We start from the raw sequence: 26,935 nt of genomic DNA on the forward strand, positions 1-26,935 counted from the left end.
GGGGTCTCCTCGCGAAGCCTGAATCAGATCGCGACACTCACATCAATGGGTCCTGACCCTAGTTGAACGTTGTGCAGCGTCAGGAGTTTAATGGACGCCTTCGCTAGAGTGTTGGTCGTCGAGCGGCGGCCGGGCTCCGTTGAGCATGGCGATGATGCGTTCAGGAGTAAGTCGAATGACCGATCGAGATAGAGGCAGCTTTGCCCAAGACGCGTCTGGCCGAGATCCGCTGGACCGCGCAGAGGACGCGCTGGATAGACGCGACGATCCTAACCGCGGCCCCCTCGATCGGGCTGCAAACGCGCTGGACCGGCACGATGATCCGAACCGCGGACCTTTTGACCGTGCTGCCAACACCTTGAGCGGTCATGATGATCCAAACCGCGGTCCGCTTGATCGCGCGGCGAATGCAGTCACGGGCCAGAGCGGGGGCGTCGGCGCGGCGATCGATCGTGCTTCTGACGGACTTACCGGACATGACGATCCGAACCGCGGCCCCCTGGATCGAGCAGCAAACGCTGTGACGGGTCATGGCGGCGGCACTGCTGCCGCGATGGGCGGTGCTACGGCAGATTTCGCTGGATCAGGTGAAACAAGTACCGTGTCGGCGATGTTCGACAGCGACACAGACGCAGAAAGAGCTGTCTCCGAATTGCGTCAACAGGGTGTAAGCGACAGCGCGCTATCCGTTATTGCCCAAAGCAAAGGTACGATGACGACGCGCGCTGGAGATGGTGAGGTCACCGACGAAGAACACACCAGCATTCTGCGCGGTATTCTAGGCGGAGGCGCAGCCGGCGCTGGACTAGGCGTGCTCGCGTTGGCAATTCCGGGCGTCGGACCGCTTGCCGCTCTAGGTGCTATCGCCGCGTCCGCGGTTCCCGAGGCTATGGCGATCGGTGCTGTCGCTGGCGCCGCCGCCGGCACGTTCAACGAGACCTTGAAGAAGCACGGCATCGATGATGATGACGCGTCATATTATGGCGGTCATCTCAAAAGTGGCGGTGTGCTGGTGACAGTGCAGGCGGGTCAAACCGACGCAGACCGTATACGTGAGACGCTGTACCGTTTGGGCGGACACTCCGCGGCTCGCGCGCGAACTACACCCATGTGACGGCTGACCGGGAGCAATGCTCCCGGCCTCCTCATAAGTCGATCCTTATGTAGCCAAGACAGCGAATAGATGATCGCTGTAGCAGACACGAGCTGAAAAATATGACGCGCGTACTCGTCTTAGCTTTCGCAATGATGCTTGCTTCCTGTTCTACGGAGGGCGGCCCGACCGTTATTGATGGGAGCAATCAGGAGGCTTTCGACCGGACGTTCAGCGCAGCAAAGGCAGATTTAGGACCGAAGGATCGCGTCAAGGTAGAAGCTGCTCTCGCGGAGTATCGCGCTCGAGTTTTCGCAAAAGCCGATAACCGAAGCGAATTCCGTCGGATGTTCCGGGAGGGACTAGATGGCCTAACCACGCCCGCCATTGCTGCGCAGTTCGACAAAGACACACAGCGGATAGGTGGCGAAGCAGCTGACGCCATATTCAACGCTAAGCGCGCGTTAAAGGGGTCCTAGGGGCGGCGCGTTCTGCGGAGCAGTCCGTAGCTCACTAGTTAGTGTGCTCTTTGCAGCATAGACCCTATCCTGGCGCGAGTTGTTTACTCTGAGATGCCAAGCCTACCTGTGCTCCTCATCAAAGTGTGCTGAGACTGAAGCGTTGACGATCTCCCGCGCCTGATGAAGCCGTTGCGGGAAGATGAGCCTGCCTTTCACTTAGCTCAGCGGCGATAGCGACCAACAGCGGGGGGGCGAGCTGGATCATGAACGGCTCCTTCCGCCGATCCAATTAGCCGGGAAGCACTCTGTAGGACAGAACGTGTGTGGAACATCGCGCGCGAGCCACAAACCATTCGACTTCGCCGACGCGTCGAGCATTGGTGCTGCTACGCGGAGCAAATTGCGCGGTAAGCTGAGCCTCAGCCGAATCTATCGGCGGGGCTGTGAGTGGTGGGGCCGGCGCGGTGCTAGTCCAACGGAGACCACCCATGACCAAGCTTACCGACACCCAGTGCATCCTGCTGAGCAGCGCCGCTCAGCGCGGCACCGGTAGCGTTTACCCCCTGCCGACTACCATCACCACCGGTCCGGGCCCAATCGCCCGCACTTTGAACCTGCTGGCCAAGCGCGGCCTTGTTGAGGAGCGCGAGACTAGTACGCCGGAGGAGGTGTGGCGGGTTGAGGAGATAACCCGCTACGGCATTTTCGTGACGGCGGCAGGTCTCGTCGCGATCGGCGTCGATGACCGAGCAGGGCAGGGGCGTGGGCGCGCTGCGGTGCCCGCGCCTGCCCAGACCAAGGCAGCACAGGTGCTCGCGCTGCTAGGACGCTCCAACGGCGCAACGCTGCCCGAGCTGATCGCCGCCACCGGCTGGCTGCCGCACACCACGCGTGCGTTCCTGACCGCGCTGCGCAAGAAGGGCCACACGCTCACGAAGAGCAAGCGCGAGGACGCCACCTGCTACCGTATCGTTGAGGCAGGATGATGGACGTCGAGGTGGAGATCGCCGCGCTGGAGAAGCTCACCTCCGACCGCCTGCGTCAGCGCTGGATCGCTGAGACGGGCAGCGCGGTGCCGCGCGTCAGCCCCAAGCTGCTGCGGCTGGCACTCGCCTGGGAGATCCAGGCGCGGCGGCTGGGCGGCCATACGCGCGAGACGACGCGCACGCTCGACCAACTCTCCCGCGGCGCTACGCGTACCACGCCGCCAGCTGCCGGCATGCGCCTGGTGCGCGAATGGGGCGGGCGGGTGCACATCGTGGTGATCGGCGAGGATCAGGTCGTGCGCTGGGACGGCAGGGAATGGAACTCGCTGTCCGAGGTAGCGCGCGCGATCACCGGCACGCGCTGGTCGGGGCCGGCGTTCTTCGGTCTGAAGAAGAAGGTGGCGGCATGAGCGCGGCCATTCGCTGCGCGATCTATACGCGCAAGTCATCGGACGAGGGCCTCGAGCAGGACTTCAACAGCCTCGACGCACAGCGTGAGGCATGTGCCGCCTATATCCGCAGCCAGGCTTCGCAGGGCTGGGACGAGATGCCCGAACGCTATGATGACGGTGGCATCTCGGGCGGTACGCTCGAGCGCCCGGCGCTACGCCGGCTGATGGACGACGTCGCCGCCGGCAAGATCGACATCGTCGTCGTCTACAAGGTCGACCGGCTGAGCCGCTCTTTGTTCGACTTTGCCAAGCTGGTCGAGGCGTTCGAGAAAGCGGACGCCAGCTTCGTCAGCATAACGCAGGCGTTCAATACGACGAGCAGCATGGGGCGGCTCACGCTCAACATGCTGCTGTCCTTCGCGCAGTTCGAGCGCGAGGTCACCGCCGAGCGCATCCGCGACAAGATTGCTGCCAGCAAGGCAAAGGGCATGTGGATGGGCGGTACCCCGCCGCTCGGCTACAAGCCCGATGGCAGAAGCCTTCAGGTGGTCGAGGAGCATGCCGCCATCGTGCGGCACATCTTCACGCGCTATCTCTCGCTTGGCAACGTGCGCCAGCTCGAAGCCGAGCTGAGGGCGCAAAAGATCATGGTGCCGCAGCGCACCAGTATCAGCGGCAAGCCGCTTGGCGGTGTGCCTTTCTCACGCGGTACGCTCTACCTCATCCTCAAGCGGGTGACCTACACCGGCCGCATTGCACACGGTGTGAAGATTTATCCCGGCAACCATCCCGCGATCATCGATGTCGCCACGTTCGACGCGGTGCAGAAGTTGCTCGCCGGCAACCTGCAAGGGAGCAAACGCACGCGTAGCCAGAGCGAGAGTCTGCTTGCGGGCAGGATCGTCGATCAGCACGGCGCGCCGCTAATTATCACCCATGCGACGAAGGCCGGGGCAGGGGAGGGGAACACCAGTCGCTACCGCTATTATGTCAGTCGCGCGCTACACCATCAGGAGACCACCAGCGGCATGCGTGTCCCCGCACGCGAGATCGAGACGCTGGTCACCAGCCGGCTTGCTAGCCTGTTCGACGATCCGGTCGAACTGATCGCCACCGCCTGGCTCGATGTGCCCGGCGATCGCTATGCCGACGTCCAGCAGCGTTGCGCCCGCATCGCAGCGCAGCAGCGCAGCCGTAGGCCCGACGTACTCGTCATGCTCAAGCAGGTACAGGTGCACGACAGCCGTATCGACCTCATCCTCGACACCGCTGCGATCGCCGCCGCCCTCGGCATCACGGCGCACCCTAGCGCCCCGGCTACGATCACGCTCAGCGACTATGTGCGGCTCACCCGTTCAGGCAAGGCGATGCGGCTCGTGCATGGCAACGGCGCAACGGCAAGCGCTTCACCCGACCGCTCGCTGGTCAAACTCATGGTACAGGCACGGCACTGGTGGGGCGAACTGCGCCGGGGTGGGATCGATATCACCCGGTTATCTGCTCGCGAGAAGGTAAGTTCGGCCTATGTCACCCGCGTCGTGCGGCTTGCCTTCCTATCGCCACAGGTCACCAGCGCGATCCTCACCGGCACGCAGCACGCCCGTGTCACCGTTAAGGCGCTCACCCTCGCTGCACCGCCGCCGGCAAGCTGGAAACTGCAAGCGGCGACGATGCTTCCAACCGGCTAGATCAACGACATCCTTGAACCTTGAAGCTCTTTTCGCTCCGACCGATGCTTGTCAGCTGTTAATGCTTGAACGGCAAAGGGGGACCCACTTGCGGCCACTAAAAGCTGCCGAGGAGCTTTCCGTAAGCCGTCGCGTGTTCGCACATGAACCGCGGCGTGATCGAGGCAGATTTTTCTCTCGCTTGACGCTGGAAATGATCGCATCATTCAGCCGCGAGCTGGTCAGTCACAGCAGCGCTTATATTTCTTTCCCGATCCGCAAGGGCACCGGTCGTTGCGACCTACCTTCGTCAGCATTGTTGCTGGGGGAGTAGGAGACTGAGCGCCCAAGAGGCGCGTACGCGCAGTGTACAGTAGCTGGACTGCGTCTATCAGCTCGGTCATCGCCTGCCCTTCGAGCGCATTAACTTCCACGCTGTCGAGCTCACTCTCGTTGCGAGCTATCGCGATAAGCCTCGCTAAACGCGACCACGGAGCCGCGCTCTCCGGAGAGTCTGCCAACGCGTCCCAGGTCTCGGGACGCAGGGCGATCGCTTCACCAAAGCCATCGACCCAATATTCCCAGAGGATCTCACCATCGCGCTCGTCGATGTCAAGGATTGGCTGGAGTTTGCTGCGGTCAAGATCGCGTGCGATTTCGTTGCGTCGCGCCGCCACAGCATTGGAGAACCACTGCACATCCACCGGATCTTCAAAAGGCGGAATGCCGTCGGCCTCCGTTCCCCAGATAACCGTCATCCATTCGTGCGAGGGCACCGCTTCCGGGCAAACCAATAGCCCAGTCAGAAAGCCGTCAAGCTCGGTCAGCAGCATCGGCTGTTCGACCGGCAAGTCCGCGAGAGCGCCATCAAGACGCCGGAAGCGAGAAGGAAAGTGCCTCACAGGGTAAGATTTCGCCGGCGCATCTCGGCCTCTGCCATCTCGCGCAGCGGCGTCGACTCACCGGCAGCGAAGATGTCGGCGAAGTCGAGCAGATCCTCGTCGTCAAGTGCCGTAACGGCCGCCTCAACGGCGATCAGGCGTTTGAATGCCTTCATCGTCTCAGCCGCGCGACGCCTATCTCTTATTTTGAGCATGGCCGACTGCTAGCAGGATCAATCGATATTAGCAGCGCTTTGCGGTTCGCTTTGCGCCTTTCTGCAAACGTTCAGCGAAGCTCGACGTGCATAGTCGACCCATACCCGGTCGTTCGACGCTTTTCAAGTAACGCCTGAAACCTGCCACTCGTTCATGAATCGACGTGTGCTTTGTTGGGCGAGTTTTTGCGACGGCTATTCATCGAACGTCGCGGGAGTCAGCGAGCGTGCTGGGCGGGCGGATGCGGAACCATAAGGAATAGAGCGCAGGGAGGAAAACCAGCGTGAGAATCGTGCCGCCGATCGTCCCACCGATAAGCGTGAAGGCGAGCGATCCCCAGAAGACCGAAAAGGTCAGCGGCACGAACGCGAACACCGCGGCGAGCGCCGTCAGCAGCACCGGGCGCGCGCGCTGGATCGTCGCCTCGACCAGCGCATCGTACGGCGCCATCCCGTCCGCCTCGTTGCCATGGATCTGCCCGATCAGGATCAGCGTGTTGCGCATGATGATGCCGGCAAGCCCGATCAGCCCCAGGATCGCGTTGAAGCCGAACGACTGGCCGAACAACAGCAGCGTCGGCACCACCCCCACCAGCGATAGCGGCGCGGTCAGCAACACCATCGCCAGCGCCGCGATTGAGCGCACCTGGAGCATGATGACGATCGCCATCAGGATCAGCATCACCGGGAAGACTTTGGCGAGCGCGGCATTGGCCTTGCTCGATTCCTCGAAGGCCGCGCCGGCCTCGATCGCATAGCCCGGCGGCAGGCCGGCGATCAGCGGCGCCAGCTTCGCCAGCACGTCCTTCGTCACCGCCGGCGGCTGGCGCCCTTCGGCCGCATCAGCGCGCACGGTGATCGTCGGCATCCGGTCCCACCGCCGCAGGATCGGCTCCTCCATGCGGATCTCGAACCGGCCGACCTGCTCCAGCGGGATGCGATCCCCGCTGCGCGTCGCCAGCGTCAGATCGCCCAGCCGAGCGGGATCGAGCCGCGCCGGTCCGTCGCTGCGCACGACCACCGCGACCGATCGGATATCCTCGCGCACCTCGGTTACGGTGGTGCCGCTCAGCGCAGTCTGCAGCTGCTCGGCGATCTCGCGTGTGCTCAGCCCCAGCGCGCCGATCCGGTCCTGGTCGATCCGCAGCCGCATCACCGGCACGCGCTCGCCCGAGTCTGTGTTGACGGTGCGCGCGTCCGGCGTCGCCACCAGCACGCGTTCCACCTGCTCGGCCAGCGCCCGCACGCGCGCGGCGTCGGGGCCCATCACGCGAAAGGCGACCGGCCAGGGGAACGGCGGGCCGAACACCACCTGCGACACGCGGATGCGCGCTTCGGGGACGAGGCCGTCGGCCGCCGCCTGGCGAATGCGATGCTTCAGGCTGTCGCGCGTCTGCTCGCTCGGCGTCAGCACGACGATCTTGGCGAACGACGGATCGGGCAGCTCGGGCGAGATGTTGAGCACGAAGCGCGGAGCGCCCTGCCCGACGTAGGCGGTCACGATCCGCGCTTCCGGCTGGCGTCGCAGCCACGCTTCCATCTTCGCAGTCGCGCGGCTCGTCGCCGCGATGCCCGTGCCTTCGGGCATCTGCACCTCGACGAGCACTTCAGGGCGATCGGAATTGGGAAAGAATTGCTGGTCGATCAGCCCGATGCCCAGCACCGCCGAGAGGAACAGCCCCGCCACCGCGCCGGTGACCAGCTTCTTGCGCGCGACGATCGCCCCGAGCGCCTGGCGCAGCCGCCGATAGGCCGGCGTGCCGTAGATCTGCGCGTGCCCACCGGCGACGCGCGCGATGTCGGGCAGCAGCTTCACGCCGAGGTAGGGCGTGAAGGCGACCGCGACGACCCATGACGCGAGCAGCGCGAACATCACCACCCAGAAAATGTTGCCGGCATATTCGCCCGCGCCCGATCGCGCGAACCCGACCGGCATCAGCCCGATCGCGGTGACGAGCGTGCCCGACAGCATCGGCGCGGCAGTATGCCCCCAGGCCCAGGTCGAGGCCGCGATGCGGTCGACGCCCTCCTCCATCTTCACCACCATCGCCTCGATGATAATGATCGCATCGTCCACCAGCAGGCCAAGCGAGAGGATCAGCGCGCCCAGCGTGATGCGGTCGAAATCGCGCCCCGTCGCCTGCATGATGACGAATACCGCCGCCAGCGTCAGCGGCACCGCCGCGGCGACCACGACGCCCACGCGCCACCCCAGGCTGATCAGGCTAATCGCGATCACCACTGCCAGCGCGACGACGAATTTCAGCATGAACTCGCCATAGGCCTCGTCGATGTTCACCGATTGGTCGGTCACCTGCTCGAAGCTGACGCCCAGGGGCAGTTCGGCCGTGATCCCCGCCGCCGCGACCTTCAGATCGCGCCCGAGCTGGAGGCCGTTGTAGCGTTCGCGCATCACCACGCCCAGCTCCAGCGCCGGCTCGCCCTGATGCCGGATCAAATAGGTTGGCGGATCCTCGTACCCGCGGCGGACCTGCGCGATATCGCCCAGTTTCAATGTGCGCCCGCTCGCCGCCACGGGGGTCAGCCGGATCGCGTCCAGGCTGTCGATCGCGCCGTCGAGCCGCACCTGCACCAGCGGTCCGCGCGTCTCGATCGCCCCCGCCGGGGTCAGCAGGTTGCGATCGGCCAGCGCGGCGAACACGTCGCGTGGGGCGAGGCCCAGCGCGGCGAGGCGCGCGTTGGAGAAGTCAACGAAGATGCGCTCGGGCCGCTCGCCCAGGATCAGCACCTTCTTCACCCCCGGCACCGCGAGCAGGCGGTCGCGTACGCGCTCCGCCTCGCGTGCCATCCGGCGCGGCGGCACCCCGCGCGCCTTCAGGGCATAGAGCGCGAAGGTCACGTCCCCGAACTCGTCGTTGACGAACGGCCCCAGCACGCCGCGCGGCAGCCGCGGGGCCTCGTCGGTCAGCTTCTTGCGCGCCTGATAGACCTGCTCGGGCACCAGCGTGGGCGCGATCGTATCCTTCAACCACAGCGTCGTGAAGGCGAAGCCGGGGCGCGTGTACGTCTCGGCGCGGTCGTAATAAGTCAGCTCCTGCATCCGCTTTTCCAGCGGCTCGGCCACCTGGTCCTGCATCTCCTGCGCGGTCGCGCCAGGCCAGACGGTGGCAAAGGTGATGACCTTGATCGTGAAGCTCGGGTCTTCCGCGCGGCCCAGGTTCAGGAACGCGAACAGCCCGGCCACCGAAATGGCGACGATCAGGAACAGCGTGACGGTACGCTCGCGCACCGCCAGCGCCGAAAGGTTCATTGGGCTCACAGCCCGGCACCGCTGGCGCGCGTCGGGCGCACGGCCTGCCCGTCGCGCAGCAGATGCGCGCCCATCGTCACGAACGCTTCCCCGGCGCGCAGTCCGCGCCCGATCGTCACGTCCTCGTCGCCCAGCGCCGCCAGCGTCACCGGCCGCCAGCGCACGTGTCGCTGGTCCGGCGCCAGCACCCACACGCCCGGCCCCCGGCCGGCATCGCGCAGCGCCGCGATCGGCACCCGCACGCCGCCCCCATCACCGCCGCCGCCCCCGCCGGCATCCGCCAGCGCGATCGATACCGTCGATCCCAGCGCCGCGCCCGCCGCGCCGCCGCCCAGTACGTAGCGCGCCTCGAAGGTGCGCGTGCGCGGGTCGGCCGCGTCGGACAATTGCCGCAGCCGCGCCGGGCCCCGCCCGCCGCCGCCGCCCTGCTCCTCGCCGCTGACGCCATCGCCGTAGAGCGTCGCACTGGCGATCGAGCCGATCGCGGGGCGGATCGTCTCGGGCAAGTTGACCACCGCCTCGCGCGGGCCTGCCTCGGCCACGCGCAGCACGGGCTGTCCGGCAGCGACGACTTGGCCTGGCTCGGCCAGCGTCTCCACGATCACGCCCGCGGTGCTCGCGCGCAGCACGGCATAGCGCGCTGCGTTGCGCGCGGTCCCTGCCTGCGCTTCCGCCGCCCGCACCTGCGCCGTCGCGGCGGCGGCGGCGGTCTTCGCCTGATCATAGACGAGCGCCGACACCGCCCCGGCCGCCACCAGATCGCGATAGCGGCGCTCCTCGGACGTCGCCTGCACCGCGCGCGCGCGCGCCGCAGCTACCGCCTGCCCCTGCGCCGCTGCGGCAAGCCCGAGATCGCTCGCGTCAAGCCGCATCAATTCCTGGCCGGCGCGCACCGTATCGCCGACGTTGACCAGTCGCCGGACGATCCGCCCGCCAACGCGGAAGCCGAGATCGGATTGCACGCGCGCCGCCACCACGCCCGAAAAGCTGCGCCCCGTCGCCCCGCCGGGCTGGGCGGTGGCGATGCGGACGACGGGTGGCAGCGTGCGGGGATCGATTTCGGCCTTGTCGCAACCGGCGAGCGCGCCGATCACCGCGATCACGCCGAACCATACCACCCGCGCCATAGCGTCACCCCCCGGTCAATCGACCAATGAGATGCCGCTCCGTGACGAAACTGTCAATCGGTCACCGTTTGGCGCCGCCGCGGCGACGGTTCAGGGGGCCAGGCTGCGCAGGATCAGGCTCGTCGCCTCGTTCACGCCGCGTGTGAGATCGTCCAGATTGTGCTGCAGCATCACCGGATTGACGAACGGCTGCATCGCGCCGGCGATCGCGCGACACGTCTCGTCCAGCGGGGTCTTGCGCTCGAACTCGCCGGTGCGGCGACCCTCCGCGATGATCTCGGCCAGGATCGAGAGGATCTGCGCGATATAGGCCTGTGACGACGGCCATTTGTCGGCACAGGAATGCACGGCTAGATCGAACAGCTGACGATCCGTGAAGCACACCGTCAGCGTCGCACTGGTCATCGTCTCGATCAGCATGCGCAATTTCTGCGTCGCGCTGTCGCTTTCGTCCACCGCCTTGCGCACCTCGGCCAGGATCTGGTCGAGCAGCGTCGCGCAGATTGCCTGCCCGATGCCCTGCTTGGAATCGAAGAACTTGTAGATGTACGCCTTCGACACGCCGATATCGCGCGCCAGATCCGATACCGTCGTCTTGCCATAACCATGGCGACGGAAATGGCCGTGCGCGGCGCCCAGGATCTGGTCGCGGATGGCGTGATCCTGCGGGCCGCGCGCCGAAGGTATTGCCTGCTGGATCGCATCGGTCATCGCTTATGCCTAGGGTTCGGCGCGCCGTTTGACAATGAGTGACCAGTGTAGCTATCCGTCACATTCGGGGTGTCGGGGGACAGGGGCGGAAGATGCGCAAGATCGTCAGTGCTAGCCTCCTGTGCGGCGTCGCGGCGGCAGTCTCCAGCTGCACGACCGGCCCGGATTATCGCGCGCCGGCGGTGACGCTCGCCCCCGCGTTTGCCGCCGCCCCGCCCAGACCTGCCGGTCTCCCCGCCGGTTCCACCGCCATCCCGTCGGCATGGTGGGGGCGGTTTGGTGATCCGCTGCTGACGCGCCTCGTCGAACGCGCGTTGCGCGACAATCAGGATGTCGCCGCGGCCGCCGCGCGCGTGGCGCAGGCGCGCGCCGGGTTGCGGACGAGCGAGGCGGCGCTGCTGCCCACGGCACAGGTCAGCGCGAACGCCGGCTATGCGTATCAGTCGCTCGAAACGCCGACCGGCCGTGCGCTCGGTGCCTTTCCTGCCTTCCAGCGCGGCACCGATCTGTATGACGCGGGGCTGGGCGCGAGCTGGGAGATCGATTTCTTCGGCGGGTTGCGGCGCGGGCGGGAGGCGGCGCGCGCGGACTATCTCGCCTCGCGCGCCGGCGCCGCCGCGACGCAGGTCGCCGTCGCAGCCGAGGTCGCCGATGCCTATGTCGCGATCCGCGCGCTGCAACGGCGCATCGCGATCGCCGAGGAACAGGCCGGCACGCAGGCGCGGCTGACCGATGTCGTCGCCTTGCGCTATCGCCGCGGCGTCGCAGCCGAGCTCGAATGGCGACAGGCGCAGGGCGCGCTGGCGCAGGTGCGTGCCGGCATCCCGGTGCTGCGCGCCGCGCTCGCCGCCGCGATGACCGCGCTCGACGTACTGCTCGGCCGCGCGCCCGGCACCGCGCAGGCCGAACTCGCCACCCCGTCGGCGATCCCCGCCCCCCCGCCGCTCGGCGACGTCGGTACGCCGGCCGATCTGCTCCGCCGTCGCCCTGATCTCATCGCCGCCGAGCAGCGCCTGATCGCGACGAACGCGCGCATCGGGCAGGCGATGGCGGAATATTATCCTAAGATCGCCTTGTCGGGGCTGCTCGGGGTCGCCGCCACCGGCCCGGGCGCGCTGCTCGGCGGCAGCGCGGTGCAGGGGCAGGGCTTCGCTGGCTTGCGCTGGCGCCTGTTCGACTTCGCCCGGATCGACGCCGAGATCGCCGCCGCGCGGGGGCGCGACGCGGAGGCGCTCGCTTCCTATCGCCAGGCGGTGCTGACGGCGGCTAAGGATGTCGAGGACGCGCTGTCCGCGATCGCCGAGCGCGGTCGCCAAGCCGCGATCTTGACGACCGGCGAGACGGCGTTGGCGCGCGCGCGCGACGCCTCGCGCGCGGCCTATCGCGGCGGCGTCGTCAGCCTGATCGAGGCGCTCGATGCGGACACGCGGCTGCTCGCCACGCGCGACGCGCGCGCGCAGGCCGATGCAGCACAGGCGCAGGCGAGCATCGCGGCGTTTCGCGCGCTCGGCGGCGGCTGGTCGTAGGCAGTCATGCTGTCGCAGCCGCCCTTCGGAATCGCAGCGCTGTCGGTGCATGGAACGTGTGACGAACCACGCGCTACCGTCCGATGATCGCGTCAGCGCTTTCACGCCCGCTAACAAGACCTTCAGCCGCTTTCCCGACGGCCCCGGTCGACACGCCGCAAAAACCGCCGTCGCTGGCTGGGTCGCACAATCGTGCCCCCGTCGTCGAACCGGTGCGTCCGCGAGCCGCAGTCTGTCAGGCCTGGGTATTCGCCGAGCGCTATTGCATCCGTTGTCCGATACGGCTACTTCAGTTATTGAAGTAACAGGGTTCATCAATGAAATCGAAATCCTTTGCCGGCATGCGCTGTTCGATCGCAGGCGCGCTTGAACTGATCGGCGATCGCTGGGCGCTGTTAGTGATCCGCGATCTGTCGCTCGGGCTCCGCCGCTACGACGATCTGCGTTCCAGCACCGGCATCCCTGCCGCCACGCTCGCCGCGCGACTAAAGCATCTCGAGGCAGGCGGAATCGTCGAACGGGCGCGTTACCAGGATCGGCCGCCGCGCGACGAATATCGCCTGACGCCGAAAGGTCGCGATCTGTGGAAGGTGAGTGTCGCGTTGCGCGAATGGGGCGATCGCTGGGACGCCAGCGGATACGGCCAGCCGACCGTCGAGACCGTCGATCGTGACACCGGGCGACCGCTGAAACTAGCGCTGGTCGATGCCGAAACCGGCATCGCCGTGAAGCCGGCGCGGATCCAGCTTCGCCCCGGCCCCGGTGCTGACGACACTATCCGCCGCCTTCTCGATCCCGCCAGTGGAGCCACGTCATGACGCAGTCCGTCGACCTCTTCTACGATTTCCGCAGCCCCTACAGCTATCTCGCCTTCACTCAATTGCAGGCGATGGACGTCGACATCGCGTTCCGCCCGATGAAGATCCTGACGGTGATGGACCGGGTCGGCAACGTGCCTACCACGATCACCTGCGCCGCCAAGGGCCGCTATGCACGGATGGACTTGGCGCGCTGGGCCGGGCGGTACGGCATCGCGCTCAACCCGTCGGACATGCGCGAAAACGATGGCGACGCCTGCTCGCGCGCAGTCCTCGCCGCCGTGCCTGCGGATCGCGCGGCGGTCACGCTGGCGCTGTATCGGGCAATCTGGAGCGAAGGCAAGACGCTGGCCAACGCCACCGATGTCGTCGGCGCTATCGCCGATGCGGTCATCGACACGGCAGTGATCGCGGCAGGCATCGACACGCCCGAAACAGCCGCACAGCTTGACGCCAATACCGACGAAGCAGTCGAACGAGGCGTATTTGGTTCGCCGACTATATTCGTCGGCGACACGATGTTCTTCGGCAACGACCGGCTCGATTTCGTGCGCGAGACCCTTGCGCAGCAGAAGGAAGCAGCATGACCGACATCATCAAGCCGCTTGCGCTCGTGACCGGGGTCGGCCCCGGCACCGGTGCCTCGATCGCCCGTCGGTTCGCCGCGGGAGGATATCGTGTTGTGATGCTGGCGCGCGACAAGGCCCGGCTCGACGCGCTCGAAGGCGAAATCGCGGATTCGATCGGCATCGCCTGCGACGTGAGCGACCCTGTCGCACTGGCCCGCGTCATCGCCGAAGTCGGTAATCCGAAGATCGTCGTCCACAATGCGGTCGGTGGCGCGTTCGGGACGTTCGAGAAGGTCGAGCCGGAGACGCTCCAGCGCAATTTCGAGATAAACACGATGGCGCTGTTCCATCTTGCCCGGCTGACCGCGCCAGCCATGGTCGAGGCGGGCGAAGGCGCGATCGTCGTGACCGGCAATACGTCTGCACAGCGCGGCAAAGCGGCCTTCGCCGGCTTCGCGCCGACCAAGGCGGCACAGCGCATCCTCGCCGAGTCATTGGCGCGCGATCTCGGACCGAAGGGCGTCCACGTCGCCTACCTCATCATCGATGCGGCGATCGACGTGCCGTGGCAGCGCGAGCTGCAGCCGACCAAACCGGATGATTTCTTCATCTCGCCCGCCTCGATCGCGGACGAGGTCCACCATCTCGCGCACCAGCCGCGCGACGCCTGGTCGTTCCTTGCCGAGGTCCGCCCCTTCCACGAGCCATGGTGAACGAAATGTCCGAACATGATGAACGGCCGGACGGCCTGACGCAGTTGCAGGCGACGCTCGCGGGTGGGTTCAAAGCACCGATGGGCGAAACGCTCGGGTTCCATCTCGCCGAAGTCGAACGCGGCCACGTCGTATTCGAGGGTACGCCGGATCGCAGCGTCTATAATCCGCTCGGTTCGGTCCATGGCGGCTATGCGGCGACCCTGCTCGACAGCGCCTGCGGCATCGCCACGCACAGCGCGCTCGGTCCAGATCGTGGGCACACGACGCTGGAATTAAAGGTGTCCTATTTGCGGGCGCTGAGCGAAAGCAGCGGCACGGTTCGGGCGACCGGCCGCGTCGTTTCGGTCGGCAAACGCGTCGCCTTTGCAGAGGCGACGCTGATCGACGGCGAGGGTCGCCTGTGCGCCACCGCTACATCGACATTGCTGGTGTTCGACGTCGCGCCGCGGGCGCGCGGCGCCTTGCAATCCTGACCTGAGCGGAGACTGCGATGCGCGCGTTCGTCATCGATCGATACAAGGCCCCGCTGACGCTGAGAGAGATGCCCGATCCGCGGCCCGGCCCGGGCGAGGTGGTCGTCGCGATCGCCGCGACGAGCGTCAACCCGATCGATTTCAAGCTGCGCGACGGCGAGTTCAAGGCGGTATTGCCGATGGCGATGCCGCTCATCCTGGGCGGTGATCTGGCCGGGACCGTGGTGGCCTTGGGTATGGGCGCGGACCGGTTCCGGATCGGGGACGAGGTGTTCGCCCGCCCCGATCCGATCGGTACCTTCGCCGAGCGGATTGCCGTTGCCGAGGCCGACCTCGCGCGCAAGCCGGCGAGCCTGACGATGGCCGAGGCGGCGTCGCTTCCGCTCGTTTCATTGACCGCCTGGCAGGTGCTGGTCGAGCGTGCGGCGATCAAACCGGGCGACAAAATCCTAATCCACGCCGGTTCGGGTGGAGTCGGCACGATCGCAATCCAGCTAGCCAAGCATCTCGGCGCGATCGTGGCAACGACAGCAGGCCCCGACAATCTCACGCTGGTAAAGGACCTTGGTGCCGACATCGTCATCGATTATCGTCACGAGGACTTCGCCGAGCAGCTCAGCGGCTACGACGTGGTGCTCAACACGCTCGGCTCCGACGTGCTCGAAAAATCGCTGAAGGTATTGCGGCCGGGCGGCAAGTTGATCTCGATCTCGGGCCCGCCCGATCCGGCGTTTGCGCGCGCGATCGGCGCAAACTGGATCGTTCGGCAGGTGATGCGACTGCTCAGCGCGCGCATCCGACGCAAGGCCCGCCGGCTGGGCATCGACTATTCGTTCCTGTTCATGCGCGCCGATGGGGCTCAACTCGCCGACATCGCCGGACTGGTCGATGCCGGTGTGATCCGGCCGGTGATCGATCGCACATATGCCTTCGGCGACACGCCCGCCGCGCTGGCACGGGTGGAGTCCGGCCGGGCGCGCGGCAAAGTGGTGGTCCAGGTCGCCATGCCATGAGGATGAGTGGGCAACGGGCGGAAACGCGCGCTATCGTTTTGGGCGACGCGGCCGCTGGCGGGATTCCTGGCGCTGCCGGTAACTGTACGTCGCCCGATCCAATCTTGCGAAATGTTTTTCCGGCTTGTTTGGTCGAGGGGGATCTGTGACGTCAGTCACCGGCAGCGAGACAATTCGGACGACCATATCGCCGGCAGTCGCTCGTGCGACCTTGCTGCGCGAGGGGCCCGTCCTGTCGACCCTCATCCGCTTGACCTTGCCCAACCTGATTGCGTTGTGTTCCGCAACGATCGTGTCGATCGCCGAGACGGCGTACGTGGGATCGCTGGGCGTCGCGTCGCTCGGCGGCGTCGCGCTCGTCTTCCCCATCTTCATGCTCATGCAGATGCTGTCGGCCGGCGCGATGGGGGGCACCGTCTCCGGCGCGATCAGTCGCGCGCTGGGGCGTGGCGATCCCGATCACGCTTTGTCGTTGGCGCTATGCTCGCTCGCAATCGGCCTGTTCTTCGGCCTGCTGTTCACAGTCGCCGTTCTTGCTCTCGGCCCCTCCGCCTATCATCGTCTTGGCGGCGGCGGCCAGGTTCTGCATGAGGCGGTCACCTATTCCAACGTGGCGGCGCTGGCGATCATCGCGATCTGGATAACGAACATCCTCGCGTCGATCGCACGGGGATCGGGCAACATGTCCATTCCCGCCTGCACGCAATTGGCGGCTGGCATGGTGCAAGTTGTCGTAGGTGGAACCCTCGGTTTGGGCCTTGGTCCGATCCCGCGGTACGGCATGGCCGGCGTTGCCGTCGGCCAGGTCATCGCCTTTTCCGGTGCTGCTCTCGTCCTCTTTCTCTACCTCCAGTCGCGTCACTCCCCGCTTCATTTGCGACTGGATCCAAGCCTGCTGCGCGTCGCTCGTATTCGGGAGATCATGCGGGTTGGCGCGATTGCCATGCTTTCGCCGTTCCTCTCAGTCGCGACCGTGCTTGTCCTGACCGCGCTGGTCGCCCGCTTTGGCCATGAGGCCCTGGCGGGCTATGGCATCGGGGTTCGTCTGGAGTTCTTGCTCATACCGATCGCATTCTCAGTCGGTGTCGCAAGCGTGCCGATGGTCGGCACCGCGATCGGGGCGGGGAACCTCGTACGGGCACGCCACATTGCATGGGTCGCGGGTGGATTGTCCGCGTCGGCACTGGGGGTGATCGGTGTCCTCAGCGTTTCAATGCCGGGATTGTGGGTCGATATGTTCACCAACGGGCCCGGCGTTCGCGCGGCCGCTTATAGCTATTTGCGTATTGCTGGTTTCGCGTACGCGTTTTTCGGTTTGGGTCTTTGCCTGTATTTCGCGTCGCAGGGGGCTGGTCGAGTTGGCGGTGCGATCGCAGCGCAAGGTGGCCGCTTGGCGGTCGTCTTGATCGGTGGTTGGTGGCTCTTAAAAGAACAAGCTCCCCTTTATGCGCTCTTCACGCTTTCGGCGGTTGCCATGATAGTCATGGGATTGGGCACCGCATTGTTCGTCAAATTAGCGCGCTGGTAGAAAATCGTAATCCACCTTGGACCGCGAAGACTGGCGTAATCACAGTTCCTTGCAATTGGCCGCCCGATAGCGAACAGGCCGTTGTCCTGCATTCAACCGAGGCAATAACGATCAGAAGGTGGCGCTGATTGGGATCAGGTTCTTGGCGACCGGCTGAAGGTTGTATGACCCAGAGTCCGACATTCATTTCGGCCTAGCGCTTTCGATCTTCAGCCGCTCGTTCATGAATGGACCGACCGGTCTCGGGTGCCGTCCTTGCGGAAAGCGACCGTTCGTGGCGGTAAACGCGGCCTTCTCAGCTGTCGCCGGGGCGCGACGCGGATCAAAGCAATAAGTGGGTCAAACCGGCGCTCAGCATTGAGAAGCGTCATTTTAAGGGTTCAGCCAGTAGAAGCTTGTCACGCCGCAGCCGTACGGTGCAGATCGGCGGATCGCGATTGGGAAGATTGGCTTGCGGTCAGTTCAACGGTATCTTGTCACCACCTCACTTTTTCTGGTCGCACTGGTTCTCGCGGCGGCGACCTTCATAGCATTCGAGGTAGAGCGCGTCGGCCGCAGGCAGGCGGAGCAGCAGCTGCAGGCGACCACCCGGGCGCTGTCGCTCGTCGTCGACGGCGACCTGAAGCGATACGAAGCCATTCTGCGAGTGTTGGCGATGTCGCCGCATGTGGCGCAGCGGGATTGGTCGGGCCTCGACCTCCAGGCGCGGCGGATCTTGCAGGAGCCGGATGCATGGCTAGTCGTAAGCGACAGGGCGGGTCGCCAGTTGGTGAACACGGGCCTCTCGCGAGGCGCGCAGCTTCCGCCCGGTAAAGCTCCGGAGGATATGTGGGGCGAGCTGGACCAAGGCCGCAGCCGCATCTGCAACCTCGCTAGCGGCCGCGTCGAACGGCAGATCCTCTGCGTTGATATCGCCGCCCCGTCCCGTGGTCGGCCCGAGATCGCGCTGTCCGTCATCATGCGCCCGACCCGGCTTGCGAAGATCCTCGAGCAGCAGCGCGTGGAGCAGGGTACCTACGCCAATGTCGTCGATCGACGGGGCATCATCGCGTGGCGGAACGTGCGCCCTGACCAGTTTATCGGCCAGCTGGCGACGCCCGACATCCGCGCTGCCATGTCCAGGCGAGCCGAGGGCGTACAGGAAAGCCACTCCCTTGAGGGAGTTCCGACGGTCGCTGCGTTCAGCCGCTCTCCCTACTCGGGGTGGACCTTCGTTGTCGGCGTTCCCCGCTCCGACATTCGCGCTGGCGCCAATCAGGCGGTGCCACTCGCGCTCGGTGCAGCCGCCTTCCTGATCCTCACGGGCGCAGCCGTAGGCTTGCTTACAGCACGCCGTGTCACCCGCGCCGCGAAGAACCTGGCTGAAACCGCCGGTGAGATCGAGCGCGGATTTGCGCCAAAGTACAGGCCCACCGGGCTCAAGGAAATCGATACGGCGGCTGAAACGCTGCAAGCGGCCTTTCAGGCGCGAAAGCTTAGCGAGGATCGGTATCGACTGATCTTCGAGCAATCGAGCGATCTCATCCTTACTGCCGACCTGAACCAGGTCATCACCGACTGCAATCAATCGGCCGCGGTCGCGGTGGGTGTCCGCCGAGAGCAAGCCATTGGCCGCAACATCGCCGAGTTCATCTCTCCCGACGATTTTACCCAGACCTCTGACAAGCTCCGGCAGAAATTGGCGGCTGGCGGCACGACGCGCTATGACGTCCGAGTTCGAGACAGCTGAGGTGAGTGGCTGGATTGGGAGATCAATTCAGGGCTGATGTACCGTGCCGACGGTGAGGCTTTCGGCCTCCATGTGGTGGGACGGGACGTAACCGAGCGTAAACGTGCAGGCGAGCGTCAGCAATTGCTGATCAGCGAGCTGAACCACCGTGTTAAGAACACCCTGGCGATTATTCAGGCGCTGGCGCAGCAATCGTTCAAGGGAGTTCTCCCGCCTGATACCGAACGCGCGTCCTTCGAAGCACGGCTGGCAACTTTGGCGGCTGCTCACAATTTGCTCACGCGGCAAAGCTGGGAGTCGGTCAGCTTAGAAGATGTCGTCCAGACCGCCGTTGGGGCGGTTTGTGGGGCTGAGGCGCAGCGGCATCGCACCGAAGGCCCAGAAGTGACGCTGACCCCGCAAGTCGCCGTCTCGATCGCTATGGTTTTTCACGAGCTCTGCACCAACGCAGTCAAATACGGGGCGCTGTCCACCGGCCGCGGCACCGTCACCACCCGGTGGGAAATCGGTCGAACCCAGGGTGAGCCGCGCTTGAAGCTCCACTGGATCGAGGAGGGAGGGCCGCCGGTCGTGCCCCCTGAGAGGAAAGGCTTTGGAACACGCATGATTCAACGCGCACTTGCGGCCGATCTTGACGCTCAGGTCGAACTTGATTTCCGGAGGGACGGGCTCATCTGCCGATTAGACGCTCCGCTGCCGGGAGTTGCCGCATGATGGCCAAACGCGTTCTGGTTGTGGAGGACGAGCCGGCCATCGCACTTGCGCTCGAGGACATGGTGGAAGCCTGGGGTGGACAACCGTTGGCTCGGCATCGCGGCTTCAGCAAGGCTTGAAGCTGGTTGTGAGCTGTGCCCCGGACATTGCCATTCTCGACGTCAATCTTCACGGTGAGCGGAGCTATCCGATCGCCGATGCCCTCGCCGACAGGGGCGTGCTCTACGTCTTTGCGACGGGCTATGGCGACACTGAACATCCCGGTCGGCATCGTCACGTGCCAACCCTGACCAAGCCCTATTCGCTGGAAGACGTACGGCTTATCATCGGCTCCATCGCAGAGGCCTGAGGCCGGCGACCGCTGACTGACAGCTTTGGCGTCAAACCCGGATTCGCTCACCCACGGCCCTGCGACGTCCCCGAACCGGGCGCGTTTTCAGGTCAACTTCGGCTCGTAAGCGCACGAGACCGGGCGCTCTGCACGCGCTGTATCACGAACGTTGCGTTGCCCGGGCCCGAGCGTGGTCACTTGCCAGCGCTCGAGCCCGTTCCGGCCCCGAAGATCAGTTGCCGGACTGATCTTTGGCCATGTCCTTGATCTCGCCCTTCGAAGCGGCGGAGACCAGCACGTCGCCGGAAGCGCTGAAGTTGCCGGCAGGGATGGTTGCGATCCGCTTGCCGATCTCCATGCGCACTGCCTGGATGCGGCCACGCGCATCGGTGACGACCTCGCCGACGGTGCCGATCGTGCGACCGCGCAGATTGGTGATATCCATGCCCGGTGCCACGTCGAAGCTACCGGCGGCATTGGCGGCAGAAGTGCCACTTAGCGCCAGGAAGCCGTTGCCTGCCGTTCCGCTTGCGCCGCTATCTGCGGCACCGTTGCCGGTGATCGAACCCGCGGAATTGCGCATGGTGCCGACGGTGTTCGTGGCTCGATCGCGTGTCTTGCCCACGAGACCGCCCGTGGTGTCGACTGCGCCGCGCAGCGTACCGGCAGCGTTTCCGCCAATGCGGCGCACATCGTCGGTGCCGACCAGATCCGCAGTCGCACTGCCGCGCGCCGAACCGGACCCGCCGCCGCCGAGGCTCAGCGACTGGCTGGCATTGTCGAGCGCCGTGCTCCCGCTGCCGTTGGCCTGCCCCGTCGCATTCACCCGGCCGCTGCGACGGTCGACACGCGAACTGGCGTTGGCGTCGCCGTTGGCACGCGTGCTGCTGCGTGCGGTGGTGGTCACTGGCTGACGGACGCGTTCGATCGTGCTGTCCAGGGTGCCGGCGCCGCTTCCACCGATCGTGCCGCCGAGCCCGCCAAGCGATCCGCCGCCGCCGAGTGCGCCGCCCAGACCACCACTGCCGCCGAGGAGCTGAGCCGGGGCTTGTGCCGCGGAGAAGGCAAGCGCGGCTGCCGTCACGAGAAAGAGCGTCTTCATCGAGCTTTCCTTTTCATCATCGATCGCGCGCCAGATCGGCGCGCTTCCGTCGAGAACGGATGCTCGCAGCAACTTAATCCCTGCCGCTGATCATTTTTTCGGCGTGCGACACGCGCCGCAGACGAGGCCGCGGCCGTAGACGGGGTCGCTCCCGCGCTTGCCGAGGTCGATCGCCTCCCGGTCGAGGGCGCTCAGCGCAGTCGCGATCGCGGTGCTGTCGGGTGCGGCATGGAAATGCGCCAGACGCGCGGCAACGAACGGGACGGCGAACGACGTGCCGCGTACGGCAACGGTTCGTCCGCCCAGGCCCGCGGCAAGCAGGTCGCCGCCAGGCGCGGCATAATCGAGATGCGTGGCACGCCCCGCCTCGATCAACGCGCGGTTTCGTCCATCGACTCCCGTAACGGCAAGCGTGCCGGGGTAGGAAGCAGGGTAGGCAGGTGGCGCGGCGGGGCCGTCGTTCCCAACCGCGGCAACGATCACCGTTCCCCGGGCGAGCGCCGTTGCCACCACACGCGACAGCAGCGGATTGAAGGGTCCGACGAGGCTTACCGCGATGACCGGCACGCGCTGCCGAACCATCCAGCCGATCGCGCGGGCGATCGCAGCGGCACTTCCTCCTGCAGGGTCACGGCCATAAACATCGGCGACAAGCAGTCGCGCTCGTGGCGCGCTGCCACGGATCGTGCGCGTTCCCCGAATGAGTGAGGCGAGCGCCGTTGCGTGGGCGTTCGGCGTCGGTCCCCCGGTCGCGAATGCCTGTTGCACCACGGCGCCGTCGACCATGCCCGGGTCGACCCCCCCGTCGATGATCCCGATCGATGCCCCGTCCACGGCTGCGACGGCCGGGCTCTTGTCCGCGGCCGGCGCGAACGGCACCATGGTGCCGCTTGCGAAATGGAGTGGATCGGTCGAGACGCCGCGGCCCCCGGCAATGGCGCGCATGCGCTTGAGCGCCCTGTTCAGCGACGTGCCGGGCGGCACCCGGAAGCGCGCGTAACCGATCCCGAGATCATCGATCGTCTGGCGTTCGAGAAGCGAGAAGCCTGCCGCATCCGCCTGCGTCAGGAGCGCTTCGTCCGGATCCTCGACCAGGATTTCCCTCGCACGCACCGGATTGCCGTCGCGATCGATCTCGATCAGGTCTGGATGCCGCCGTGCGGTCAATTCGAGCCGATAGAGCCGATCGCGCGCAAGTGTTCGCGCCGCCCGCTCGGCCCGCCGCACCAGCGGGCTTTGCGTCACTGCGGAGCCAAGGTCGCGCACGATCCCGCCGACAGGCGGTAGCAATGGCGGCGGCAGGATCTGCGCGCCCGCGCCTGTCGGCGCAACCAGCAGTGCAGCAAACAATGCCGGCAATCGGTAACTCATCAGTTCTGCGCTAGCCCGGGCAAATATCTGTGTCATGGGGATTAAACGAGGGACATCGCTCGTTTCATCCGGTGAAGGCAGGGAAGTCCGAGAGAAGTGGTGTTCGAGGACGAGATGGTGGCGCTCCTGCCGCGGCTGCGGCGGTTTGCCCACGCGCTCGCCCGGTCACCGTCGGACGCGGACGATCTTTGCCAGGCTGCCATAGAGCGCGCGATCAACGCGCGCGCATCGTGGCAACCCGGAACACGATTGGACAGCTGGATGTATCGCATCATGCGCAATCTATGGATCGACACCGCACGCGCCAGCAATCGGCGCGCGGCGACGTTCGTCTCGGCGGAACATGGCGAATACGTCGGCGATCGCGGTGATCGCGCAATCGAGGCCAGCGTGGAACTGGGCCAGGTCATGCGCGCCATGGAGGCGTTGCCACTGGAGCAGCGCGAGGTGATCGCGCTCGTTCTGGTTGAAGGCCTTGCCTACAAGGAAGCGGCCGAAATGCTCGACATTCCAATGGGAACGCTGACGTCGCGCCTCGTGCGTGGGCGTGCGGCCCTGATCGAGCGGCTGGGAGAAGCGGCGTGAACATCAGTCCCGAAATGCTGTCCGCCTATGTTGATGGCGAACTTGATCCCATCGCGGCAAAGCGCGTCGAGCGCGCAGTGATAGCGGATCCGGATCTTGCCGAGGAACTCGCGCGGCAGCGGCAATTACGGGAACGGCTGCATCTCGCCTTCGATCCGATCGCGAAAACGCCGCCACCTGATCCCCTGGTGGCCATGCTGCGGGCATCGGCGAAGGTGAGCGACATCGCCGACGCGCACGAACAGCGGCATCGGCGCGCCATTCCACGCTGGCTGCCGGCGGGCAGCGCCGTTGCCGCCGCGCTTGTGCTCGGGCTGCTGATCGGGCGCGAACTGTCGCCGGATGAAGGTCCATTCGCGGTGCGCGACGGGCTTCTGGTAGCCCGCGGCGACACCGGCAAGGCACTCGACACCCAGCTTGCGTCGATCCCGGCAGCGGCCGATCCCGTGCGGATTCTGGTGACGTTTCGGCGCACCGACGGCGTTTATTGTCGCGCCTTTGAAACGGGCAGGCAGGCAGCAATCGCGTGCCGCGGGGAGGGCGAATGGCGTGTGCAGTCGCTGCGCGCAGCGGAGACGGGCGCCATTACCGACTATCGCCAGGCCGGCTCGGGCGGTGCGGCGTTGATGGCTGAGGCGCAGGAGATGATGACCGGAGATCCGCTCGATGCCGCAGGCGAGCGGGCAGCGATCGGTTCGCGATGGTCCAGGTCGGCTTCAAGTCGCTAGCCCTGCGCCGGGATTAAAGCCGGCACAATTTTCGTTCTCCGTCGAAGCGTTCGAGAACGGAGAGTATCATGCACAAGTCCACGGTTGCCGCCGCCCTGCTGCTCCTGTCCTTCCCGGCAGCGGCCCAACAGGTGTCCGAGCCTGCCTCCCGCACTGCGCGGGCCAGCGGCGAGGCAATTGCCGGCGTGCAATATCAGACGGGGAAATATGGAACCGGGGAGCGGATCGAAACCACATCGGCGGTGGCCGGGACCCGCGTCGTCACCGGCCGCGTGATATTGTCCGCTTCGCTGGCTTATACACGCATCGATGCACCCGGTAACGTCGTGCCCAGCGGCAGCGGGCCTTTGGGTCTGCCAATCCTCGTCGACCCAAGCCGTCCTGCCGCACGTGTCCGGCGTCAGGGCATCGGCGATACCAGACTGGGCGCGGCGTGGGTGCTGCCCATCAAAGGCGCCGATCTCGCTGCTTATGGGCAGGTGAAGCTTCCCACTGCCAAACGGGGGCTTGGAACCGGCAAAGCCGACTACGCGGCGGGTGTCGAGGCATCCAAAACGATCGGCCGCGTCACGCCGTTTGCCAGCGTGACGTACACGATGCCCGGAAGTCCGGACAGCTATCGGCTCCGCAACGCATGGTCGGGTCAAGCCGGGCTCAACGCGTCGCTGGGGTCGAGCGTGTCGGGTCAGATCGCCTATGGCCATGCCCAAAACCCCAGCTCCTCGCTGGTGGACGAACAGCTGCTCTCAACCCGGCTCACGGCCGGCGCGTCATCCAAGTTGTCACTCTCGGTACATGGAGGTGTGGGATTGTCGAAAAGCGCGCCGGAGGCCATCGCGGGTGTGCAGCTTGGCGTGCGGATGTTCTGACCGGGGCGCGCGGCCCGAGAAGGCGTAGGAGCCTTGGCGAGACTGCCTAGTCGCGATCGGCCGCTCCAAATTGATGGCGACACTTGAGCATGTAGGGGCGACCACCTGATCATGAACGAACGACCGCGACTGTCAGTTCGCGCTCCAAACCGGCCGGGCGGGTTTCCACCAATTACGTTTGGCGGCTTTAAGATCAGGCAGGCCGTAGTTTCGCTGATCCCGTGCCGGTAAGCGCCTTCGCTTGAGTGTCTGTGATCAAGGAGAAAGTGCCGCAATCGCTATTGCTGTCTTCGAAGCAGCACCTCAGTAGCCGCAACGAGCGCAATGACGTCGGCAGCGGCTTGCTTCACGGTTTTGCATTGCGCGGCGACACTCTGCGGGTCTGCGCGGATGATAGCGACGGGCGCGACGTCTTCCATGATCACCCCGCAGTGAGTGAGCAATCGAGCGATCAAGTCATAATCCGGCGGCATGCTGCCACGAAGCCGCGAGAAGGCCTGCTAGTCCACCCGCAGCTTTTGCCGTCAGTCCTTTTCCGCGAACAGCTCTGCGACAGGAACGTCGAGGGCGTCGGCAAGACGCTGGACGACGGTTATCGTCGGGTTGCGCGTACCGCGTTCGATCCCGCTGACGTATGTGCGATCCATTCCGAACTCGAGCGCGAACTTTTCCTGCGCGAGCCCCTTCGCCTTGCGTAAGCGGCGCACGTTCATCCCGAGGCGCTGCCGCACGTCCATGGCAAATCATCAGCAGCGATGTAGATCTATCGTCCACGGTTGATGAGTCACATTTCGACTGGACTATACCTGCAGGCAGAGCGACGTCATGCGTCATGAAAACGATCATCCCGACCAATATTCGCTACATCAAGCTCGGCGCTGGCGGACGCTGGGAAACCGCGGCCTTCGACGAGGGCCATCTCGAATGGGGGCTGCCGACAGACCCGCACGATCTCGCGCTAGCGGGCGACTGGAGCGCAATGAAAGAGGTCTACACCGCGCTTTACCCGGCGCGCGGAACGGCGACGGGCTACACCAACGAGGCCAGGGCGTTCTATGACGGTGATCCGGACACGCTGTGGATCACCTTTGCACGCGGGCGCATGTGGTGGGCGCAGGCGGCACCTGAAGTGCACCTGCGCGGTGGTGAAGGCGCCGACGCAGGTATCAGGAGCGTGGCGACCTATGATGCAGATGAAAAGGAACGTCGGCGGCAGAAGGTCGGATTTTTCATGGGCGATGCGCGGATCAAGGCGACGACATTGCACAGTTTCAAGGGCTGGGAAGCACCGCTGTTGGTGATCCATGTTGGCCAGGCCAAGGGCAAGGACAGCCTTGCGCTGATCTACACCGGGCTGACCCGGCTGAAACAGAGTAGCGCCGGAAGCCGGTTGACGGTGGTAAGTTCTTCTGCAGAGTTGCTAGACTACGCCATGACCTGGCGGAATTTCGTCCATTGGCGCGCCACGGATGCGGAGTTCGCGACGGCGCTGAACCGCCCTGATGCGGGTGGCCAGCGCACCGGTCCATGAACAGATTATCCTGCTCGCCGCAGCCGGCGTCCGAGCCGTTGACGCGCGATCCAATAACGGCTTCTGGCACCTTCAGACGTTCATCGTCACGCACTGGATCGACACATTCTGGTCGGTAGCTGTCGTGCATCGGCACTCAATGGCCGCGGCAGCTTTCGCAACCTGGCCAACTGAAACCTGCCAGTCCGCTCCCGGCCCAGGAACTGCCATCCTAGCATCCGGCGCGCTGAACGGCTGGAAGTGGGCCGGAAACGGACTGGCCGCTTCCAACCGCTCAGATGCGAGAAGCGGACCTTAGCTTGGCCGGCATTTTAGTGGTTTAGAAGCCCCCCTCGGGGGCGCCGACCCTGGCGGTGCCCACGACGAAAGCTATGGTGCAATTGCCTGGCCGACGATAACCAGTGCTTATGGTCGGGGGCGATTCAAACTTTGCGTTTCTTCGAAAGCTTGAGCCACAGGTCTATCGCCTAGGCTCAGGACTCGTTGATCACAGCCAGAAGATGACGGTTGCAGCGAGGGCGACGGCGG

At 65.4% G+C, this 26,935-nt stretch carries 28 protein-coding genes; 20 read left to right on the forward strand and 8 right to left on the reverse strand.

Features of this window, described 5'->3' with window-relative positions:
* Nucleotides 1-145: 145 nt before the first annotated feature.
* From B7L05_RS17280 to B7L05_RS16550, 5 genes are all read left to right on the forward strand, one after another.
* Nucleotides 146-1,114 carry a hypothetical protein gene (locus tag B7L05_RS17280; protein WP_144037364.1) on the forward strand — a complete coding sequence of 323 codons (969 nt, stop codon included), beginning with the start codon at nucleotides 146-148 and terminating at the stop codon, nucleotides 1,112-1,114.
* Nucleotides 1,115-1,215: 101 nt separating this feature from the next.
* Complete coding sequence (locus B7L05_RS17285; protein WP_144037365.1) at nucleotides 1,216-1,572, forward strand: hypothetical protein; 357 nt, start codon at nucleotides 1,216-1,218, stop codon at nucleotides 1,570-1,572.
* 470 nt (nucleotides 1,573-2,042) lie between these two features.
* Entirely contained in the window at nucleotides 2,043-2,540 is a 498-nt protein-coding gene (locus tag B7L05_RS16540; protein WP_085811394.1) for a DUF3489 domain-containing protein, read from the forward strand.
* Nucleotides 2,537-2,950, forward strand: coding sequence for a DUF2924 domain-containing protein (locus tag B7L05_RS16545; RefSeq protein ID WP_256926812.1), 414 nt, complete (start codon nucleotides 2,537-2,539; stop codon nucleotides 2,948-2,950). Before B7L05_RS16540 ends, B7L05_RS16545 begins: the two co-directional genes overlap by 4 nt.
* Nucleotides 2,947-4,620 carry a recombinase family protein gene (locus B7L05_RS16550; protein ID WP_085811396.1) on the forward strand — a complete coding sequence of 558 codons (1,674 nt, stop codon included), beginning with the start codon at nucleotides 2,947-2,949 and terminating at the stop codon, nucleotides 4,618-4,620. The genes B7L05_RS16545 and B7L05_RS16550 overlap by 4 nt, the downstream gene beginning before the upstream one ends.
* 221 nt (nucleotides 4,621-4,841) lie before the next feature.
* Here the strand turns inward: B7L05_RS16550 and B7L05_RS16555 are convergent, their stop codons facing one another.
* From B7L05_RS16555 to B7L05_RS16575, 5 genes are all read right to left on the reverse strand, one after another.
* Nucleotides 4,842-5,501 carry a UPF0149 family protein gene (locus B7L05_RS16555; protein WP_144037366.1) on the reverse strand — a complete coding sequence of 220 codons (660 nt, stop codon included), beginning with the start codon at nucleotides 5,499-5,501 and terminating at the stop codon, nucleotides 4,842-4,844.
* Nucleotides 5,498-5,656: a hypothetical protein gene (locus B7L05_RS17555; protein WP_179187257.1), complete on the reverse strand. Its 159-nt coding sequence runs from the start codon at nucleotides 5,654-5,656 to the stop codon at nucleotides 5,498-5,500. The genes B7L05_RS16555 and B7L05_RS17555 overlap by 4 nt, the downstream gene beginning before the upstream one ends.
* A 238-nt stretch (nucleotides 5,657-5,894) precedes the next feature.
* Nucleotides 5,895-8,966, reverse strand: coding sequence for an efflux RND transporter permease subunit (locus tag B7L05_RS16565; RefSeq protein ID WP_085811399.1), 3,072 nt, complete (start codon nucleotides 8,964-8,966; stop codon nucleotides 5,895-5,897).
* Between the two features lie 5 nt (nucleotides 8,967-8,971).
* A complete protein-coding gene (locus tag B7L05_RS16570) occupies nucleotides 8,972-10,093 on the reverse strand; it encodes an efflux RND transporter periplasmic adaptor subunit (protein WP_085811400.1) in 1,122 nt (373 codons plus the stop codon).
* A 90-nt stretch (nucleotides 10,094-10,183) separates the two neighbouring features.
* Nucleotides 10,184-10,804 (reverse strand): TetR/AcrR family transcriptional regulator, encoded by a 621-nt coding sequence (locus tag B7L05_RS16575; protein ID WP_085811401.1) that lies wholly within the window; start codon nucleotides 10,802-10,804, stop codon nucleotides 10,184-10,186.
* A gap of 92 nt (nucleotides 10,805-10,896) precedes the next feature.
* Between B7L05_RS16575 and B7L05_RS16580 the strand changes: the two genes are divergently transcribed.
* From B7L05_RS16580 to B7L05_RS16625, 11 genes are all read left to right on the forward strand, one after another.
* Nucleotides 10,897-12,330, forward strand: coding sequence for an efflux transporter outer membrane subunit (locus B7L05_RS16580; RefSeq protein ID WP_085811402.1), 1,434 nt, complete (start codon nucleotides 10,897-10,899; stop codon nucleotides 12,328-12,330).
* Between the two features lie 317 nt (nucleotides 12,331-12,647).
* A complete protein-coding gene (locus B7L05_RS16585) occupies nucleotides 12,648-13,148 on the forward strand; it encodes a helix-turn-helix domain-containing protein (protein ID WP_085811403.1) in 501 nt (166 codons plus the stop codon).
* Complete coding sequence (locus tag B7L05_RS16590; RefSeq protein ID WP_085811404.1) at nucleotides 13,145-13,735, forward strand: 2-hydroxychromene-2-carboxylate isomerase; 591 nt, start codon at nucleotides 13,145-13,147, stop codon at nucleotides 13,733-13,735. The genes B7L05_RS16585 and B7L05_RS16590 overlap by 4 nt, the downstream gene beginning before the upstream one ends.
* Entirely contained in the window at nucleotides 13,732-14,430 is a 699-nt protein-coding gene (locus B7L05_RS16595) for an SDR family NAD(P)-dependent oxidoreductase (protein ID WP_085811405.1), read from the forward strand. The genes B7L05_RS16590 and B7L05_RS16595 overlap by 4 nt, the downstream gene beginning before the upstream one ends.
* 5 nt (nucleotides 14,431-14,435) lie before the next feature.
* Nucleotides 14,436-14,906: a PaaI family thioesterase gene (locus B7L05_RS16600; protein ID WP_085811418.1), complete on the forward strand. Its 471-nt coding sequence runs from the start codon at nucleotides 14,436-14,438 to the stop codon at nucleotides 14,904-14,906.
* A gap of 17 nt (nucleotides 14,907-14,923) precedes the next feature.
* Nucleotides 14,924-15,919 (forward strand): NADP-dependent oxidoreductase, encoded by a 996-nt coding sequence (locus B7L05_RS16605; RefSeq protein ID WP_085811406.1) that lies wholly within the window; start codon nucleotides 14,924-14,926, stop codon nucleotides 15,917-15,919.
* A gap of 145 nt (nucleotides 15,920-16,064) precedes the next feature.
* Complete coding sequence (locus B7L05_RS16610; protein WP_144037367.1) at nucleotides 16,065-17,447, forward strand: MATE family efflux transporter; 1,383 nt, start codon at nucleotides 16,065-16,067, stop codon at nucleotides 17,445-17,447.
* 451 nt (nucleotides 17,448-17,898) lie between these two features.
* Nucleotides 17,899-19,176, forward strand: a complete 1,278-nt coding sequence (locus tag B7L05_RS16615; protein WP_085811407.1) for a PAS domain S-box protein — start codon at nucleotides 17,899-17,901, stop codon at nucleotides 19,174-19,176.
* Between the two features lie 36 nt (nucleotides 19,177-19,212).
* Nucleotides 19,213-19,890, forward strand: a complete 678-nt coding sequence (locus B7L05_RS16620; RefSeq protein WP_085811408.1) for a sensor histidine kinase — start codon at nucleotides 19,213-19,215, stop codon at nucleotides 19,888-19,890.
* The gene (locus tag B7L05_RS17790) at nucleotides 19,887-20,009 is read left to right on the forward strand and encodes a hypothetical protein (RefSeq protein ID WP_256926813.1); all 123 of its coding nucleotides are present in this window, start codon (nucleotides 19,887-19,889) and stop codon (nucleotides 20,007-20,009) included. The genes B7L05_RS16620 and B7L05_RS17790 overlap by 4 nt, the downstream gene beginning before the upstream one ends.
* On the forward strand, nucleotides 20,006-20,239 hold the full coding sequence (locus B7L05_RS16625; RefSeq protein WP_085811409.1) for a hypothetical protein: 234 nt from the start codon (nucleotides 20,006-20,008) through the stop codon (nucleotides 20,237-20,239). Before B7L05_RS17790 ends, B7L05_RS16625 begins: the two co-directional genes overlap by 4 nt.
* Before the next feature lie 214 nt (nucleotides 20,240-20,453).
* Here B7L05_RS16625 and B7L05_RS16630 read toward each other — a convergent pair whose 3' ends face one another.
* Together B7L05_RS16630 and B7L05_RS16635 are read right to left on the reverse strand one after the other, a co-directional pair.
* A complete protein-coding gene (locus B7L05_RS16630) occupies nucleotides 20,454-21,305 on the reverse strand; it encodes a hypothetical protein (protein ID WP_144037368.1) in 852 nt (283 codons plus the stop codon).
* Nucleotides 21,306-21,413: 108 nt separating this feature from the next.
* On the reverse strand, nucleotides 21,414-22,847 hold the full coding sequence (locus B7L05_RS16635) for a S8 family serine peptidase (RefSeq protein ID WP_144037369.1): 1,434 nt from the start codon (nucleotides 22,845-22,847) through the stop codon (nucleotides 21,414-21,416).
* Between B7L05_RS16635 and B7L05_RS16640 the strand changes: the two genes are divergently transcribed.
* The 3 genes from B7L05_RS16640 (at nucleotide 22,809) to B7L05_RS16650 (ending at nucleotide 24,876) form a co-directional block, all read left to right on the forward strand.
* Complete coding sequence (locus tag B7L05_RS16640) at nucleotides 22,809-23,279, forward strand: RNA polymerase sigma factor (RefSeq protein WP_375601270.1); 471 nt, start codon at nucleotides 22,809-22,811, stop codon at nucleotides 23,277-23,279. The two genes, B7L05_RS16635 and B7L05_RS16640, sit on opposite strands and share 39 nt — an antisense overlap.
* Nucleotides 23,276-24,007: an anti-sigma factor gene (locus tag B7L05_RS16645; protein ID WP_085811413.1), complete on the forward strand. Its 732-nt coding sequence runs from the start codon at nucleotides 23,276-23,278 to the stop codon at nucleotides 24,005-24,007. Before B7L05_RS16640 ends, B7L05_RS16645 begins: the two co-directional genes overlap by 4 nt.
* A 68-nt stretch (nucleotides 24,008-24,075) precedes the next feature.
* Entirely contained in the window at nucleotides 24,076-24,876 is an 801-nt protein-coding gene (locus B7L05_RS16650) for a hypothetical protein (protein ID WP_085811414.1), read from the forward strand.
* 524 nt (nucleotides 24,877-25,400) lie between these two features.
* On the opposite strand, the gene B7L05_RS16660 is transcribed toward B7L05_RS16650, so the two are convergent.
* A complete protein-coding gene (locus B7L05_RS16660; protein WP_085811416.1) occupies nucleotides 25,401-25,613 on the reverse strand; it encodes a helix-turn-helix domain-containing protein in 213 nt (70 codons plus the stop codon).
* Between the two features lie 95 nt (nucleotides 25,614-25,708).
* On the opposite strand from B7L05_RS16660, the gene B7L05_RS16665 reads away from it, so the two are divergent.
* Nucleotides 25,709-26,407 carry a hypothetical protein gene (locus B7L05_RS16665; RefSeq protein ID WP_085811417.1) on the forward strand — a complete coding sequence of 233 codons (699 nt, stop codon included), beginning with the start codon at nucleotides 25,709-25,711 and terminating at the stop codon, nucleotides 26,405-26,407.
* The last annotated feature ends 528 nt before the right edge of the window (nucleotides 26,408-26,935 follow it).

It is taken from the genome of Sphingomonas sp. TZW2008 (assembly GCF_002117915.1).
Classification (GTDB): Bacteria; Pseudomonadota; Alphaproteobacteria; order Sphingomonadales; family Sphingomonadaceae; genus Sphingomonas.